The 17,530-nt window shown below is 53.6% G+C and carries 14 protein-coding genes; 8 read left to right on the top strand and 6 right to left on the bottom strand.

The genetic code is table 11. The annotated features are described in order from the left end of the window. Positions 1–356: 356 nt before the first annotated feature. The 4 genes from DHN43_RS20525 to DHN43_RS20540 all read right to left on the bottom strand — a co-directional run bounded on the left by DHN43_RS20525 (position 357) and on the right by DHN43_RS20540 (position 4,619). Complete coding sequence (locus DHN43_RS20525) at positions 357–683, bottom strand: hypothetical protein (RefSeq protein WP_108819871.1); 327 nt, start codon at positions 681–683, stop codon at positions 357–359. Between the two features lie 463 nt (positions 684–1,146). Beyond that, positions 1,147–2,319, bottom strand: a complete 1,173-nt coding sequence (locus tag DHN43_RS20530) for a calcium-binding protein (protein ID WP_108819872.1) — start codon at positions 2,317–2,319, stop codon at positions 1,147–1,149. A gap of 482 nt (positions 2,320–2,801) precedes the next feature. Then, complete coding sequence (locus DHN43_RS20535) at positions 2,802–4,088, bottom strand: glycosyltransferase (protein WP_199914846.1); 1,287 nt, start codon at positions 4,086–4,088, stop codon at positions 2,802–2,804. A 153-nt stretch (positions 4,089–4,241) separates the two neighbouring features. After that, positions 4,242–4,619 (bottom strand): VOC family protein, encoded by a 378-nt coding sequence (locus DHN43_RS20540; protein WP_063294230.1) that lies wholly within the window; start codon positions 4,617–4,619, stop codon positions 4,242–4,244. 136 nt (positions 4,620–4,755) lie between these two features. On the opposite strand from DHN43_RS20540, the gene DHN43_RS20545 reads away from it, so the two are divergent. The 6 genes from DHN43_RS20545 (at position 4,756) to grpE (ending at position 14,007) form a co-directional block, all read left to right on the top strand. After that, a complete protein-coding gene (locus tag DHN43_RS20545; protein WP_208995533.1) occupies positions 4,756–5,196 on the top strand; it encodes a winged helix-turn-helix transcriptional regulator in 441 nt (146 codons plus the stop codon). A gap of 156 nt (positions 5,197–5,352) precedes the next feature. Then, positions 5,353–6,042 (top strand): hypothetical protein, encoded by a 690-nt coding sequence (locus DHN43_RS20550; protein ID WP_108819875.1) that lies wholly within the window; start codon positions 5,353–5,355, stop codon positions 6,040–6,042. 97 nt (positions 6,043–6,139) lie between these two features. Next, entirely contained in the window at positions 6,140–9,262 is a 3,123-nt protein-coding gene (addB, locus tag DHN43_RS20555; protein ID WP_108819876.1) for a double-strand break repair protein AddB, read from the top strand. Continuing rightward, on the top strand, positions 9,262–12,732 hold the full coding sequence (gene addA, locus DHN43_RS20560) for a double-strand break repair helicase AddA (RefSeq protein ID WP_108819877.1): 3,471 nt from the start codon (positions 9,262–9,264) through the stop codon (positions 12,730–12,732). The genes addB and addA overlap by 1 nt, the downstream gene beginning before the upstream one ends. Before the next feature lie 112 nt (positions 12,733–12,844). After that, positions 12,845–13,165 carry a thioredoxin gene (trxA, locus tag DHN43_RS20565; RefSeq protein WP_063286502.1) on the top strand — a complete coding sequence of 107 codons (321 nt, stop codon included), beginning with the start codon at positions 12,845–12,847 and terminating at the stop codon, positions 13,163–13,165. Between the two features lie 203 nt (positions 13,166–13,368). Continuing rightward, the gene (grpE, locus tag DHN43_RS20570) at positions 13,369–14,007 is read left to right on the top strand and encodes a nucleotide exchange factor GrpE (protein ID WP_057462754.1); all 639 of its coding nucleotides are present in this window, start codon (positions 13,369–13,371) and stop codon (positions 14,005–14,007) included. A 90-nt stretch (positions 14,008–14,097) separates the two neighbouring features. On the opposite strand, the gene DHN43_RS20575 is transcribed toward grpE, so the two are convergent. Next, a complete protein-coding gene (locus tag DHN43_RS20575) occupies positions 14,098–14,490 on the bottom strand; it encodes a hypothetical protein (protein ID WP_057462710.1) in 393 nt (130 codons plus the stop codon). A gap of 308 nt (positions 14,491–14,798) precedes the next feature. On the opposite strand from DHN43_RS20575, the gene DHN43_RS20580 reads away from it, so the two are divergent. Continuing rightward, a complete protein-coding gene (locus DHN43_RS20580; RefSeq protein ID WP_108819878.1) occupies positions 14,799–15,467 on the top strand; it encodes a hypothetical protein in 669 nt (222 codons plus the stop codon). A gap of 315 nt (positions 15,468–15,782) precedes the next feature. Continuing rightward, entirely contained in the window at positions 15,783–16,421 is a 639-nt protein-coding gene (locus DHN43_RS20585) for a trimeric intracellular cation channel family protein (protein ID WP_108819879.1), read from the top strand. Positions 16,422–16,531: 110 nt separating this feature from the next. Here the strand turns inward: DHN43_RS20585 and DHN43_RS20590 are convergent, their stop codons facing one another. Next, positions 16,532–17,494 carry an ornithine cyclodeaminase family protein gene (locus DHN43_RS20590; protein ID WP_108819880.1) on the bottom strand — a complete coding sequence of 321 codons (963 nt, stop codon included), beginning with the start codon at positions 17,492–17,494 and terminating at the stop codon, positions 16,532–16,534. Positions 17,495–17,530 lie beyond the last annotated feature (36 nt).

Consider the following 17,530-nt stretch of genomic DNA (forward strand, 5'->3'; position numbering starts at 1 on the left):
AGCCTAGCGTTTGCCGTCAGGCACTCATGGGTCCCGGGTCTCCGCTACGCTCCGCCCGGGATGACAGTGGGGGAAGCAAATTGGTTAAAGAGTAAGCCCACTTATCTGCGGGCACATGAAAATCAGCCGAAAACTACGCCCACCGCCTTCTCTTCACGCAATCACCCTCCCTCGTCATCCCGGACAAGCAACGCGCAGATCAGGGATCCAGAGCCACACCCATCAACGCATCTAAAAACACACACGAAGATGCTGGCCTGCGGGCACACTTCGCCCGGCCGCAGACCAGCAGGACACCCATGAAGGGCTGTGCAAGGGTGGTCGAGGCCAGCCCTTGGAGTGCCGTTCACAGTGATCTAATCAAGAGACACAGTTTTAGAATTGACCAATGTTGGAGAGGCGACGCTGCGTGTCGCGTGACCGGAAAATCCTTTAGGGAAGAACGTGCCGGATAACGCATCAGTTAAAGTTCCGCAGGTCTTATCAAGTGCCTCTAGGCGGTCAGATAATGCATGGTGCAAAGTGAAGAGAACGTCACGCTCACTGCTGTTCTTCATTCGCTCGCTCAGCACCAGATGCTGCATATAAGCAAGGTTCTGAAGATCAGAAACAGCAAAGTTCACGTCGTCAATTTCATTTTGAAGAGTATTTGTGGCGCCACAGGCGCATGCAGTGTCGTCCATAATCAAAGCCCTCACGTGGTTGGCTGTTGAATGAACCGCACGACATTGGGCTTTCGAAGGCCCGCTGGCGAGCGGGAGGTTCGAAACCTGACCACGGCAGGCGAGTTTATTCCCTCCCGAAGGAAGTATTGTATTCACCGCCCTCCCGCTCATATCAAAGGGTTTGCGCCTTTGGAAAAAGGCACAAAAAATCCGCTAGTTACGGGAGCGGGTACCGCGTGGAAAGAGGTTTCGAAGCCTCACATATGAATGTGGAATGGAACCGCCCACCTGTCAACGAAAAGTTGCAGAAGGGAAAAAGGTGTTGCTGCGGGGATACGCCGGGTGAATGGACAAAAGGGCAATTATTGCCAATAGCCACTTGTCGTGGCTTATGTTGGTTACTGGGAACTCTTTTAAAAATGAGGCTGGAAAATGAGAAGTGAGCTGCCAACACAAGGTTGGCAGCAAAAATTTTGGTTTACTACGCTAGTAGGTCCATAGCTTCAGTTGTTGCTGTAGCTGCGGCTGACAAGTTGTACAGATCTGCACCAGAGAACTGATCTGTAGAAAATCCATCCAACACAGCAAAAGAGTCATCAATTTTTACGAGTGTTGACCCAATGTATTTGCCTTCAAGTGAAGCGATGCCAGCAAAGGTTTCAGCAGTGACTTCTGCAGTCTGAATAACCTGAGCCACCTCTCCATAGTAGCCGATGAGATCGACACCATCTGTAAAATCAGTGACAACGCTGAGGCCATCACCTGGGCCAAACATGAATACGTCGGTGTCCGCACCGCCGGTCACGATATTGTTGATCCCACTACCACCGCGAATAAAGTCAACACCAGCACCACCATCAAGTGTATCGTCTCCATCGCCACCTTGGAGAACGTCACTTCCTTCACCACCCAGGAGGGTGTCATTACCAGAACCGCCCCTAATAACGTCATTTCCTTCACCGCCTAGCATGGTATCATTCACAATGCTACCATTTAGCTCGTCATTTCCAGCAGAGCCATTGATTGTGAATGTCCCATCAGTCTGGAACTCAAGTTTTGTTAGTGTCGTACCATCAGCAAATTCGAATTTCTCGATTGGGGAAGATGCACTTGCTCCGTCTTGAAGGGTGATCACATCGGTGATCTGATTTGGATTTGACGGATCAATGATGTAGATTTTTAGATCATTGGGGTTTACTGGGTCTACAGCAACCATGACATGATCTAATTCGATCCCGCTACCGAAACGAATAGTGTCATTGCTACCAGACGTATCGATGATTTTATCTTGGCCGTTGCCTCTATTAAACTTGAAAGTATCATTACCGGACCCGCCATATAAAATGTCATTGCCAGTCTCTCCGTCTAGGTAATCGTCGCCACTACCACCACTTACTTCATCATCACCTGTGCCACCAAAAAGCGTATCATTACCACCATCACCACTAAGGTAGTCGTCGTCTGCCTCGCCCCAAATAGTGTCATCACCATTGCCGCCAGTTAGGAAATCATCACCACCTTCACCATGGATGAAATCATTACCTTCATTAGTGTGGATCCTGTCATTACCACCGCCTGCATAAACAAGGTCTGCTACTAAGTCATAGTTGCTGTAATAGTCATTTCCATCGCCGAGTCGTACAGTCTTTAACATTTTACTCTTCCTTGAGGTCTATAGATTTATATACAATAGGTTGCATAAATAATCTGTACTCTGCATGCTTGTGTCTGACTGACTACCCGTGTCTTGAAATATTAAGTTAGATTCTACTCTTTCAACGAGATGCAATGAAAGCGGTAGATGCGGTGTCGCTAAACACGCGGTACACATCATGATGCTCATTTGCTCTATCTTCGTTGAGCAAAAGTACGCCATGTCTGCATGTGGGAAATATGCTCAGCAAAAAGCTCGTTATGCATGGTCAGACCGCCCGCTTTACTTTTCAATCGACTGATTTCAGTGTCCCGACTATCTCGGAGCGGCGGTCTTCAATCCAACCTCGCCAACTGTAAGGAATTTATCCCGCTAGTCCTTCAAATCTGCTGCCCTCCGCCTCTGGAATTACCTAGAGGCGCACATGGAAGCTTGAGTTGATTGAAGCACTTAACCCGTCATGGTGCGATCTGTATTCGGATTTAAACTGAGGTCTTCATGAAGGTTTCTGCCACCTTGGCAAGACAAGCTTCAATCTCTGCGATCGCAGTACCCACGCCGTCTTCGCTTTGCAGGTGCAAGGCTAGGTCACCCGCGTTTTTCTTCAGTGAAGCGTCATTGAGTGCAAGGTGAATGGAGTGTGCCAACTTATCAGCGGTTAGGACTTTGCGAGGCACAGGCGGAGCGCCAACGCCCAGAGCAACACTCTTTTGTGCCCAGTAAGGCTGATCGCCGAAGAAGGGGCACAGAACGCAAGGCACGCCTGCGCGGAAACCTTGAGCAGTGGTTCCCATGCCACCATGATGCACAACAGCTGCCATCTTCGGAAACAGCCACTCATGCGGAACATCAGCAACACTCAGGATATCGTCGCTCTCAATGGCATCAAACCCAGCCCAGCCAGTTGAGAGGACACCGCGAACATTTGCCTTTCGCAGGGCCTCAACAAGAACCTCTTGCAACGCTTTCGGGTCCTCAACTGTCATACTGCCAAACCCAATGTAAACGGGTGGAGGTCCACGCTCGAGGAAACTGCTTAGATTTGCTGGTGGTTCATAGTCCCCGTCAGACTTCAAACTCCAGTAACCGCTCATAACCGCTTCATCCGGCCAATCTTTTGGTCGGGGAATAACCCACGAGCTGATCGCATGAAGCGTCTTGATTGGTAGAGCCCCACGGGGAAACAGAACCTCATTGCGATGCCGGATTGCTGGCAGTTTCAGAGCCTTGGTGCGCAACTGATTGACCGATTTGCGAAAAGCCGAATAAGAGAGTTTGACGAGTGCGTACCCCAGCTTGTTGTAGCCCGGTATCGGCAAGCGGGGCATCCCCGCCACAGGGAACTCGTTTGTTGGGACGATCATTGGCTGCAACAACCCCATCACAGCCGGAATGTTCAATGCTTCTGCAATATGAGGCGCAGCCATCACTTTGGGGTGGAAGACAATGAGATCAGGTTGAACGGCCTGTGCGGCCCGCCACGCATCACGGTTGAGTCCATCGTTCAGCCGCCCGGATTTCTTCGCGAGCCGTGCACCTGCTGCAACTCTCTTTAAGAGCCCGGATGATCCCTCCAGCGCTGCAATCCCGTCAGGAGTGGTCATCAGATCAATCGTGTCGTTCGAAAGTGGCTCAAACGCCAGACCGAAACTCTTGACCCAGTCACCATACTTTTCAGCACTGCTGAGCGTAACCGTGTGGCCACGAGCTGTAAGCCCGCAGGCCAAAGCGATAAAGGGCTCCACATCTCCGCGAGAGCCATAGGTCAAAATGAGAATCTTAGCAGGCTGCAACATCCGGCAGAGTATAGACCGCTTTCAGTGCAATGCCATCAGGTTAAGCCCCGCCTTGCAAAGCTCACCTCAATGAGGCACTGGTTTCTTCAGCTTCTCATTGAGGTGAGTGTGTAACGGACGCTGATATCACGCAGGCACAGTCAGGTCCTGTGCCAACATCATCGCGTTGCCGTCTGGGTCGTAAAACGTGGCCGTGCTCACCATGCCCTCGATGGTTTCAGTCGCACCGTCAAACTTCACACCCGCAGCTTCCAAAGCGCCGCGCGCGCTCTCGATATCGCCAATGCCAAAAACAGGAACGGTATTGCCGGGGGTAGGCTTTGTCTGTTCACCCAGCCCAAGTGTGACGCCAGCCGTTTTTGTCTTCATTTCACTCCAGCCAGCCTCATCAATGTGATGGATCAGCTCAAAGCCGAGCATGGAGCTGTACCATTCAGCGCTCACATGACGGTCACGAACAGAAATGGCGAGGGTAATCGTATTTTCCAAAGAAACTAAGGACATCAAACTTTCCTTTTGTGAAAAAATAAAGTAACTATACTTTATGGACATTGCGACACTTGTCAAGCTCACTTCTCGGGCTTGGTCTCTAAACATTCTGGCCCTGTTACATTCAGGGGTTCCCGGCAGGCAGGCTCCGTTGCTGACCGCATCTGGTGCTGGCCGCACGTCATTCGCGGCCAGTCTTGAACATCTCACCCAGCTCAAACTCTTGGAGAGGAACCCGGGCCACGGTCACCCACTCCGTCCGGAGTTTCGACTGACCCCAAAAGGTGTCAAAGCCGCCGAAATCGCCAGCAGGATCGTAGCCGCAGTTCCCGATGAAAAGGAATTTGCCTTGCTGCGCAAAAGCTGGACGGTTCCCATTCTGGCACTCACTGCTACCCCTCAGCGTTTCTCGGGAATAAGATCAGACCTGACGACAATCACCGACCGCGCATTGTCAGCCTCGCTGGTTCGGCTGGAAGAGCGGGAATGGATCAAACGCGACATCAACACTGCCGCCCGCGTCCCATTCCCCACCTACTGCGCCGCAAACACCGGCATCCAAATCAACCACGCAATTGACCTGCGGGCGTGAGTGAGGCGAGCGATTGGCCCCTGAAAATACAGGGACACAAAACGCATTCCTGCAGTTGCGTACTGGCGATGTCTCATTGCAACATGAATAAATTACAAGCCCTCATACGAGGGTAACTAAGTGATTTAGTTGAATGGATTTCTCGTAGAGACGCGTATGCAACCAATTTTCAGCGAAATATTAAAGGATCAGATTAATTTTCTTCTGTTCCGCCCAATCAAGCCGCCACTGGGCAGGTCTTATTCAGCCTACTTGGCTTGGGGCTTGCTCGTAACCTGGTTGGTGGGCATCGGTCGTTATTGGGATCATCCCTCCGCGGGGCCGTGGCAATATGCAGGCTTAGGCTCGGTTTTGTATATCTATGTCTTGGCTGGTCTGGTTTGGGCTATAGCGCAGCCTTTGAAACCTAAGAACTTCAGCTACAAAAATATCCTTCTATTCATCAGCCTTACCTCACTCCCTGCCGCGCTTTACTCCATTCCTGTTGAGCGCTTTATGTCACTAGGAAATGCGAAAGTTGCGAACATGCTATTTCTCGCTGTTGTCGCAAGCTGGCGAGTCGCATTACTGGCAGTCTTTTTGCAAAGAGTTGCCAAACTTAGTGGCAGAGCTGTTTTCGTGGCAACCGTTCTGCCTTTAACATTGATTGTGACAGCGCTTGTCGCCCTCAATCTGGAGCACGCTGTATTCGAGGTCATGGGTGGGTTACGTGATGAGACATCGAACGATGCCGCCTATTTCATTATGATTGCAATTAGCACTCTGTCCATAATAGCAACACCTATTTTCGTGATTTGGTACGGCTTCTTGGTTTACTTTGCGCATAAGAAACCAGCTTCACCATGAAACTCGCGGGGATATAAAACCGCGCCGTGCTTTTTGCTGTGTGATCCGCTGAAAACTGAACTAAAAAGGAGCATTCGGTTCTGTTCAGGAGGCTCCGGTGGCGGCCACCCCAAATATTTTCAGTGTTTCCCCATCCACGCCATTTCTGCAGGCAACTGTAGAAGCGTTGCTCTCTGGGCAATTGATCCCGGGTTTTCAGGCGGATGATAACCCGCTGGCGCTGGCTGACGTCACCATCTACGTGCCAACCCGCCGTGCTGCCAGAACCCTGCCGGATGTCCTGCGCAGAGCTTTAGGCTCCAAAGCCGCTCTGCTGCCCAAAATCCTGCCACTCGGTGATGTGGACGAAGAAGAGCATATCCTGAAAGGTCATGGAGACGGCGAGGCGCTGCCACCTGCAATGTCCACTATGGAACGAAAACTGGCCATGACCCGCCTTGTCTGGGCGTGGAAAGGCCAGCTCCGCCGCCAGATCCTTCAGCTCAAAGAAGATGACCCCGCCCGCGTTCCAGCGTCCTCCGCTGATGCTGCATGGCTCGCGGGCAACCTGCTCACGCTCATGGATGAAGTGCAGACAGAGGAAGCCAGCTGGGCAGAACTGGGCAGTCTTGTCCCCGATGACCACGCCGAATACTGGAAGATCACGCTCGAGTTCCTGAAGATCGTCACTGATCTGTGGCCCGAGCACCTCAAAGCCATCGGCATGATGGACCCGAAGGAGCGCCGCTCAGCCCTCATCCGCGCAGAAGCCGCCCGCCTGCGCACAACATCGCCACGCGGTCCGGTGATTGTGGCGGGCGCGACCGGTTCCTTCCCAGCAACCGCCGAGCTGATGAAAGCCGTGCTGAGCTTGGAAAACGGAGCCCTTGTGCTTCCGGCGCTCGATATGGGCATGGATGCTGAAAGCTGGCAGGCACTCGGCAGCCCGACAGAACCACAACGCGTTCCCGGCCACCCGCAATACAGCCTCCGCCAACTGCTCTTGGCGCTGGGCATAAAGCGAGAAGACGTCACGCAACTGGGCGCACCGCAAAGCGAAGCCCTGCGTTTGCGCTGCGAGATTGTCAACGAAGCACTCCGTCCGGCAGAGACTACGGAAGAGTGGCAGAACTTCTTCACCTCCCAGCTGGCAGAGCACAGAGAGACCGCCTTCGCAGGCACGCAGCTGATCACAGCGCGAAACGAATCCGAAGAAGCGCTCTCCATCGCCCTGCTGCTGCGTGAAGCGGTGGAAGCAGGCAAAACAACCGCGCTGATCTCACCCGACAGAACACTGGCCCGCCGTGTGGCTTCAGAGCTGACCCGCTGGGGCATCATCGTGGATGACACCGCTGGCCGTCCGCTGGAGCAAACACCGCCCATGGTGCTTGCTATCCTCACCGCAAAGCTCGCTCTGCAAGGCCTCGATCCCGTCAACCTACTGGCACTCCTCAAACACCCGCTCGCCTTCCTCGGTATGAAGGCCAAGGAAGTCCGTTCCGCCGCCCGCGCTCTGGAACGCGGCGTGCTGCGCGGCCCGCATCCAAGACCGGGCCTCAGTGGCCTGCGCGAAGCGGTGGCCGCAGCCCATGATCTGGCCATGGAGAAGGCCGACAGACCAGTTTCCCGCTGGCGCAAGCTGGTGGAAGAAGACTGGAACGCCATCAACACCCTGCTGGACCGTCTGGAACAAGCGCTCGGCCCACTGGAAGCCCTGCTGCAAAACCCAAATGAGATCCCGGTCGAAGACATCATCAAAACCCACGTGGATGCAGTCCTGCTGCTTGGGGCTGATGAAAACGGCTCGACGGAAGAGCTGTTCAGCGGCGAAAACGGTAAGGCGCTCGCCGAAACTCTGACGTCCTTGCTGGAAGCTGATGCAGCTGGCCTCTGCGTGCCTGCCAATGAATGGCCCGGCGTGTTCGGTGCCCTCATCACCGGCGGCGCCGTCCGCTCTCGCACACCAGCTGATCCACGCATCCACCTGCTCGGCCCCATGGAAGCCCGTTTGCAGCGCTATGACCTCGTCGTCCTCGGCGGACTGAACGAAGGCACATGGCCGCGGCGAACCCGCAACGACCCATGGCTCAACCGCCCCATGAAAGGCCAGATCGGCCTCGATCCGCCTGAGCGTAAAATCGGCACCTCCGCCCACGATTTCCTCTGGAACCTTGGCGCGCCGGAAGTGGTGCTTTCTCGCTCAGAGCGCGTGGATGGCTCCCCAACCGTGGCCTCCCGCTGGCTCCAGCGCATCGTCACGCTGGCAGGCCAAGGCGTAGAGCAGCAGATGCGTGCCAAAGGCAAACGCTATACTGAACTCGCCCTTGTGCTCGACCGCTCAGAAACACCAGTCCGCCCAGCCAAGCGCCCTGAGCCAAAGCCACCAGTCGAAGCGCGTCCGGTTCAGCTCTCCGTAACCGCCATCGAAAATCTGATCCGCGATCCGTACCTCATCTACGCCAAAAACGTCCTGAAGCTGGATGAAGTTGACCCAATCGGCGGCGAACCCGGCGCCGCTGACAAAGGCAACATCATCCACGATGCCCTCGCAAACTTCCTTGAGGATTGGGATGGCCCATTCGACGACAAGGCAGTTCGAGCACTAAAAACCGAAGGTGGCCGACTGTTCCGCCCACTGGATGCCTTCCCAGCTATCCGCGCCCTGTGGTGGCCGCGCTTTGAGCGCATCGCGGGAGAGTTTGTCGCGTATGAAGGTGAAGTCGCGCCTAAAATCTATGATCGTTTCCTTGAGGAATACGGCAAAGTGGAAATGCAGCGCCCGGAGCGCAACTTTACGCTCACAGGCCGTGCAGATCGCATCGATCAGATGAAAGACAACAGCTTGCGCGTGGTGGACTACAAAACCGGCCAGCCACCCTCTGCCAAACAGGTTGAAGCGCTGCTCTCACCACAGCTGCCACTGGAAGTCGCCATGATCCGCCGTAAGGGCTTTGAGGATTTGCCACATGACATGCCCATCTCCGACATGCTTTACATCCAGCTTAAAGGTGGCAGCGATGCCGTGAAACTGGAAAGTCGTGTACCAAAGGAAAGCACTGCCGAAGAGCTGGCGGAAGAAGCATGGAAACGCTTGGAACAGCTCGTCGCCGCCTATGAAAACCCACGCAAAGGCTATCTCTCCAGAGCACGTGTGCTGAAGGAGAGGGAATGGGCTGCCTCCTATGATCATCTCGCCCGTGTGCAGGAATGGTCCCTTGGAGAAGACGGGGAGGATGCATAATGGATATTCCGGCAAAAACCCTCGACAGCCAGCAACGCGCAGCGCACCCTGAAAATTCCGCATGGGTGAGTGCAAACGCAGGCTCCGGCAAAACCTTCGTGCTCGCCCGCCGCGTCGTCCGCTTGCTGCTATCCGGCACCGACCCATCCCGCATCCTCTGCCTCACCTTCACCAAGGCAGCCGCGGCGGAGATGGCAACCCGTGTATTCGATTCCCTTGCCAAGTGGACACAGCTGAGCGATGCTGAGCTTGCCGCCGAGATCGAGGATATCGAAGGCCGACCGACTTCAACAAAGCAGCTGGCAAACGCCCGTCGCCTCTTCGCCAAAGCACTGGAAACACCGGGCGGTCTGAAAATCCAGACCATCCACGCGTTCTGTGAAGCGCTGCTGCACCAGTTCCCGCTGGAGGCCAATGTTGCAGGCCACTTCTCCGTACTGGATGATCGCCTTGCCGAAGAGCTGCTCAATGAGGCCCGCGCCAGCGTTCTGCACAGCGCAGAGATTGAGCCGGACTCCGATATCGGGTCAGCTCTGTCCCAGCTCATTGAGCTATTACCGGATTCAGGCGTTGAGAAAGCCCTCTCAGAGCTGATCAGCCGCCGCGATGCATTCTATCGCTGGGTTGCTCCTTATGGTGACCTGGAAAGCGCTGTTTCCGCGCTATACGCTGATTTCTCCGTCATGCCGGATGATGATATATCTGGCTTTGCATCTGCGTTGCGACGGAATGTTTCTCTCTCTGACGACGAAGTAAAAGCGTTTGCGGAAGCCTTACGCGTCGGCTCCAAGACAGACCAGGACCGCGCGGCTGCTCTGGATCAGGCCATCACGCACAAAAACGATGAAGCCTGGCGCATCGCATGGTTGAAGATCTTCCTCACTGGAACCCTCAGCCCACGCAAGTCTCTCGCCACCAAGAAGGTCCAAGCAGCCTTCCCGGAAGTGATCGAACGCTTGCTCGCCGAGCAAATGCGCGTATTGGAGGCTCTGCAGCACCTGAATGCCGTCATAACGGTTTCTGGAACCAAAGCGATCCTCACCCTATCAGATGCGGTTCTACGCTATTACGAGACGGAAAAACTCCGTCGCGGCTACCTCGACTTTGAAGATCTGGTGGTCAAATCTGCGCAGCTCCTGTCCCGTGCCGAGGCAGCGCAATGGGTGCAGTACAAGCTAGATCAGGGCCTCGACCATATCCTCGTTGATGAAGCACAGGACACCAGCCCACGCCAATGGGAGGTAATCCGCGCGCTGGCAGAAGAATTCTTCGCTGGTGACAGTGCGCGAGAGAAAGTCCGTACCATCTTCGCGGTGGGGGACGAAAAACAGTCCATCTACTCCTTCCAGGGCGCTGTTCCGGCTTACTTTGCTGAGATGCGCAAGTTCTTCGCCCGTCGGGCTGAGGAAGCGCAGAAGAATTTCGAGGGCATCGAACTCAACCTCTCCTTCCGCTCCACGCCGGATGTGTTGGGTGCGGTCGATAAGGTGTTCGACACACCGGAAACTTACAAAGGTCTGTCACAGGACAACGTTGCACCCGTGCACGAAGCCATCCGCCACAACGATCCGGGCCGTGTCGAAATCTGGCCTCTGGAAGAAGCCGTAGAAACGCTGGAACCAGACGACTGGACCCAGCCAATTGATGCCATCGGCACCGGCAACCCCATGCTGCGCCTTGCCACCCGCATAGCAGAGCAGATCAAGGACTGGGACCAACGCAAAATCGCAGGCCCGGGGGATGTTTTGGTACTGGTCCGCAAGCGCGGCCAGTTTGTGGAAGCGCTCAACCGCGAACTCAAACGTTTGGATGTTCCCGCAGCCGGTTCTGACCGCTTGGTCCTCACAGACCACATCGCCGTCAAAGACCTCGTCGCGCTGGGCCGCTTTATTCTGCTGCCGGAGGATGACCTCTCTCTCGCCTGCGTCCTCAAAAGCCCACTCTTTGGCCTGGTTGATGATGATCTCTTCGAGATCGCTCACGAAACACCAGGTGTCCCAAGACCGGGCACTCTCTGGCATGAGCTGCTGAGAAAGTCAGAAAACAGCGAGAAGTGGCAGGAAATTCGCAAGCAGCTGGTTGTCTGGCGTGATCGCGCAGACTTCGTTCCACCCTTCGAGTTTTTCGCCAAGATCATGGGAACCGACGGCTATCGCCAGAAGTTCCGTGAGCGTCTTGGCACGGAAGTCGATGACGTGCTTGATGAGTTCCTTTCATTGACGCTCACCTATGAAAAGAGCGGCACCCCCGGCATGGAAGGCTTCCTTGCGTGGCTGGCCGAAGCGCCAACTGAGATCAAACGCGAGCTCAACGCCGCTAAAGGCATGGTCCGCATCATGACGGTCCACGGCTCCAAGGGATTGGAAGCGCCCTACGTTATTCTCGCTGATGGCTGCAATGCGCCCGTCTCCAGCCTGCATGCGCCGGTAATGGTTGAAAAACAGCGGGCAGGGGATACGCAGGCTGCGCCAGCTCTTGTCTGGCTGCCCAACAAAGCACAGCGCACCGAATGGCATGAAGAAGCGCTGGAACTGCTGGCAGAAGAGCAGAAAGAAGAATATCGCCGTCTGCTTTATGTAGCGCTCACCCGTGCCAAGGATCGTCTCGTCGTGTGTGGCTGGTCACCCAAGCGTGGTCCGCATGATGAATGCTGGTACACACTCACCCGCAACGGTTTGATTGAGGAAGCACGCGAGCAAACAGACGCCAACGGCGAAGTATCAGCGTGGATCTGGACCAAGAATGGCATAGAAAAGCCAGAGCCGATCCTGCCGCAATCTGAGAAGATTGAGAGCCGGAAACAGGCTGTTATGCCGGACTGGGTCTCAACAAACGTCAGCACGCCTGAGCGTATCCGCCGCGTAAAACCATCTGCCGCCTTTGAGGAGATGGAAGCAAAAGAGAACATCGAGCAGCAAGACCCGAAAGATGCTCTGGAAGCAGCTCGCCAGCCAGAAGACTGGCCGCTGGTCCGTGGCCGCATCGTTCACAGACTGCTGGAGTTCCTGCCCGATCTGCCAGAAGAAGAACGCACGGTATCAGCTGAAAGGTTCCTTGCCAGTTCCCTTCCAGAACGGTTTGAGGACAAAAAAGAACGTCTGCTGGATGATGTGTTGGGTACGCTGGGCAACCCAGAGTTTGCAGAGTTGTTCAGCGCCAATGGCAGAGCCGAGGTTCCAATACAGGGTATGCTCACGGGAGAGGATGGCAAGCCGGTTGAAATCTTCGGTCTGATTGACCGTTTGCTGGTCAATGACGAAGAAGTGATTATTCTCGACTTCAAGACAAATGCCTACGTCCCAAGGAGCGTGCACGAAGTCTCCGAAACGTATGTTGCGCAGCTGGCTGTTTATAGAAAATTGCTTTCTGAGCTTTATCCTGATCGGAGAATAAGAGCGCTGCTCCTCTATACGTCAGGTCCCCATTTGGTAGAAATACCAGTGGAACTGATGAAATCTTTTAAATTCTAGTCGAATGTTGAGAATTCGTTCGCTTGACGCTCGGCACTTGCGTTCTTACTTTCAGGGCAACAGAGTTTGCTCAGTTGGGGCGACTCAACCTGCACTATGAAAAGAGGCAAAAATGGCCACTGTGAATGTTGAAGACGGTAACTTCGAAGCTGAAGTACTCCAGAGCTCGACCCCTGTTCTCGTAGATTTCTGGGCGACCTGGTGTGGTCCTTGTAAAATGATTGCGCCGTCCCTGGAAGAAATCTCTGAGGAAATGGCTGGTCAGGTCAAAGTTGCTAAGTTGGATATCGACAGCAACCAGCAGAGCGCAATGAATTACGGCGTTCGCTCTATCCCAACCATGATCCTGTTCAAGGATGGTCAGCCAGCTGCAACCCTCGTAGGCGCACAGCCTAAGGGCAAAATTGCTGATTGGATCAAGCAGTACTCTTAATTTTGAGGGTATCTGCAACGAAATGCTGAGTAAAATCGGGCATTCTGAGGATCTCCGGTCATGGAAGTGGCCGGAGGTCTTTTGTTTTTGTCAAACAGCGACTAAATAAAGACCGGATAGATTTTTGCGCGGGCGCCTTAGGGCAGCCCTTGCAGTGCTTTGCTCCATGGTAAAAAGAGCAAGTTTTAAGAGACGGGATGACGATGAGCGATCAAAATAAAACTCCGCAGGCAGAAGAGCAGGTAAATCCGGAAGCTGTGGTTGACGAAACTGCGAATGGAGCCGAGCAGGCAGAAGTTGCTGCGGAAGTAGATCCAATCGAGGCGCTGAGAGAAGAAAATGCTGCCCTGAAAGACCGCGCTTTGCGCACCATGGCAGAAATGGAAAACCTGCGCCGTCGGACTGAAAAAGAAGTTAAAGACGCCAAAGCCTACGCAGTCGCAGGCTTCGCGCGTGACATGCTGGTGGTCAATGACAACCTTGGCCGTGCAATCGATGCATTGCCAGATGACGCACGTGAAAACGACGAAAACCTGAAGGCGCTGGTTGAAGGCGTTGAAATGGTAGAGCGCGAAATGCTCAACCACCTGGAAAAACACGGTGTGAAGCGTCTTTCACCTGAAGGCGATAAGTTCAACCCGCACTTCCATCAGGCGATGTTTGAAGTGCCGAACACAGAAGTTCCAAACAACACTGTTGTTCAGGTTGTTCAGGCTGGCTACGTCATCGGCGAGCGCGTCCTGCGCCCTGCAATGGTCGGCGTCTCCAAAGGCGGCCCAAAAATCGCTCCAGTTGCCGACAAAGCAGCAGAGCCAGGCTCCACAGTAGACAAAGAAGCCTAAACACCAAAGCCCTCAAAACACTGAGGGCTTCTCAAAGAATTTCAAAACGGAGGTCGCTATTCGGCCTCCGTTTTTATGTCAGAATCCGCTTTATAGCTTTACTTTTTGGCGGGTATACACAAGATTACCGCTACCGTTGGAGCCAGTTGTCTCCACCATAATTTCGCTGCTGCCATCTATGCGCTGAAACTCCACAAAGCCAACTCCGCTACGAATGCCGTTCGCGCAGTTTGTCTTCCATGAGACCAGACCGTCACTACGCGCTTCCGAAAAACCTTCAAGCTGTCCACCCTGACATAAAGTACCGAGTAGCCTCCGAACTTGTGCAGAGCTAAAACCTGCAGGGTTATATACGCCGCTAAGCGATCCTTCGCGTTCTTTTGCACCAAAGTAATCAGGATTCTTTTTGGAAATACCAGCACTGCTTGAACAGGCGGTTAATGCGAAAGCAATCGCAATTGGAACAATAACTCGAGCAACCATAATACAACTCGCTATTCTCATAACTATATTATTTCTAGGCACAACTGTTGGCTTTTGGAGATTTCGACACCTGCCTTGTGCTGCGCTTTGTCTTATGCATTCAGAGGAGGTGAAGCAATCTAAAGTTGAAAAAAGGTTCAAGTATACGCTATTGCTTGGCCTTACTGACAGACCACTTTACTCTAGGGCTCCGATCAATTGGAAATCTCTTAGCTCTCAAAGGAAGCAAGGCTTGCTTGCAATCTGATCGGGCTTCGAAGATGCATGTAAATAGTTGTAGTTGAATGTATATTTATCTTTGGTGATCTATGTGGAAATGGCCTGTCTTTTTCTGGTTAGCAGTTATCTCTGCTGTGTTCTGGCTAGCTCCGGTATTTGTAGATCACGTTGTTATAGAAGCCTATTTTCCGATGCAGGCTCGCGGCGATAAACTGTTCTATCCGCGCCAAAATGCAGTGTTTATCCCAATTCTTGCTGCAGTTTTATTGTTCGCCATCTGGTTATGGCGGCGGCCATTTGCACCTTTCATCTATAAGTGCGGGCTTTTGATACTTGCCTTAGCAGCTCTTTCTCCATTTCTGCCTCGAGTTGAAACAGATTTTCAGCAGGTTTATTGGATAGGTAAAGCCAGATATGAAATCCCATGGCAATACGCGCCATCCCGAGGAAGTATCCGTCCGGGAGGTGATCTCTTTCAGGTGCGTGTCTCTTTCCCTGATATGACACCTCTATATGAGAGCCGGCAAAAAACAATCACTATCGGAAGAGCTCTGTATTTTCAATTTAGTATAAATGCCCTTGGGCCCGCCAAACTGTGTAAACCTCTTTTTGGAAAGCTACAGTGCCAGTGGTTGCGTGGAGAGGTCGTGTACAGTGCTACTGGTGATAAAGATCTGTTTCCAGATGATCCTTCAAGCTTGATGACTCCCGTTGAAAATTTGCTTGATAGCTTTCAAGTTTCAGCATCACCGAGGTAACCGCTTTTGTGCTGTGCCAGTCTAGATTGGCTTAACTGGAGGGCCTGGCCCGGATCATCCTTGAATGAGGGTTTCTCAAATAAATTCAAAACGGAGGTCACTATTCGGCCTCCGTTTTTTGTTGCGGGGATGCCAGAAGCTCTGCAAGAAACGCAGGGCTGATTTGAAGTTCTTGGCGCTGTCCCCAAACCCTTCACAGGATCTAAGGCTATTTAAATCTCACAAATGAAGTAGTGTAGTTCTTCGGTTGCTTTTTTAAGATGGCTGGCTAAAACCACCAGACTTGAAACCAACGAATTTGCGGGCATGACGTAGATGCAATCTGAGATCTGGCAGTATCTGGACTTTTTGGGAGTGGCCGTTTTCGCCGTGACTGGCGGTTTGGTGGCTGCACGTCTGCGTCAGGATTTTATCGCTTTTTTGTTCTTTTGCTCGCTGACCGGAATTGGCGGCGGAACTCTGCGCGATACTCTTCTTGATGTGCCTGTGTTCTGGGTTGAGAACGAGAGCTACCTCTATGTCTGCCTCATCGTCTCTGTCATCATGTGGTTTTACGCCCATAAGGTTGAAGCATGGGGCCGCCCGCTACGCTGGCTGGATGCTGTTGGGGTCGCGTCTTACTCAGTCATGGGCGCTGCGAAAGCGATCTCGCTTGGCGACAATGCTGCGGTGGCCGTGCTGATGGGAGTCGCATCGGCAACATTTGGCGGAATCCTGCGCGATATCATTGCTGGCCAGCCCTCCGCCTTGCTGCAAAGAGAGATCTATCTGGCCGCTGCGTTTGCTGGGGCGATCACTTACTCCGTCACGCTTATGGCAAGCGGACAAAGCAACCTTGCAGCAGCCCTTGGCTTTGCTATGGCCATGGTACTGCGCGGTGGTGCAATCACAAAAGACTGGCACCTGCCCAGCTACACACCCCCGAAGAAGAAAGACATGGACGAGCTGGAGTAAGGTCCTCAGCTACAGCATAACCTGAAAAGTGGCGCCGATTTGCGGACAAGACTACGCACGCAATAAAGAACTAGGGCTTCATGTGCGAACGCACCTGCACGCCACACGCTCTAAACGCGCAGATAAACGTGTCCGGCAACGGCAAGATCAGCCAGAGCAGTGCCCGTTGACTTAAACAGCGTGATTTGTTCGTAAAAGCGCCGGCCTGCCCGGTCGCCCTGACACAACTCCGCCAGATCAGACGCAATGTCCTGCAAGTTCAGAACGCCATCAGCGAGCGGCTCTTTGAGATCACCAGCGGTTGTTGGTGTGTTGTCATAGCTGTCCAGAAACAACCGCGCCTGCGAGATAGCCGTATCATCGCATTCTCGCTGATCAGCATGCATGGAGCCAACCAGATCCAGATGGGTTCCCTCTTGTAGCCATTCCCCTTGAATGATCGGCGTGTTCGCACTCGTCGCACAGCACACAATATCTGCGCCTCTGACAGCACCGCCCAGATCCGTTGTCGCTGAAACATTAAAAGGTTGCCCCTGCATATGCTCCACCAACTGTTGAGCAGCAGCAGGGCTTCGGTTCCAGACCAGAACCTCCTTGATGGGGCGGACAGAAGCATGCGCATCGATCAGATAAGGTGCAAGGTTTCCAGCACCCACCATCAGCAAACGGGAAGTGTCTTCGCGCGAAAGATAAGAGGAGGCCAGCGCCGATGTTGCAGCTGTGCGCCAGTTGACGAGCGCTTTGCCATCCAGAAGCGCAAGCGGCGTCCCCGTTTTGCCAGACTGCAAAAGATACACACCAGCAACAGCAGGTGCGTCATGCTCCAGTGATGTGGGAAGACAACTCTCCAGACGCGTGCCAATAAACCCGCGCTCAACAGTGTCTTGAGCGGCGAAGTCATGCCAAGCAGAGGAGATGGTGAGAGAGCCGTCATCAAGGCCGGTTGGACGTGCAATTCTTTGTGTGTGCGGGGAAGGGGCCACCACACCAACACGAAATGCACGTCTCAGCGTCTCAAGAAGATCGCGAAAGCTCATCACCCCCTCAATGTCCTGAGCTGTGATGATCCGCATTCGCAATCCCCGTGTTAAACGTCAGGGCAGAGTAAT

The organism is Pseudovibrio sp. Alg231-02 (genome assembly GCF_900143565.1).
GTDB lineage: Bacteria > Pseudomonadota > Alphaproteobacteria > Rhizobiales > Stappiaceae > Pseudovibrio.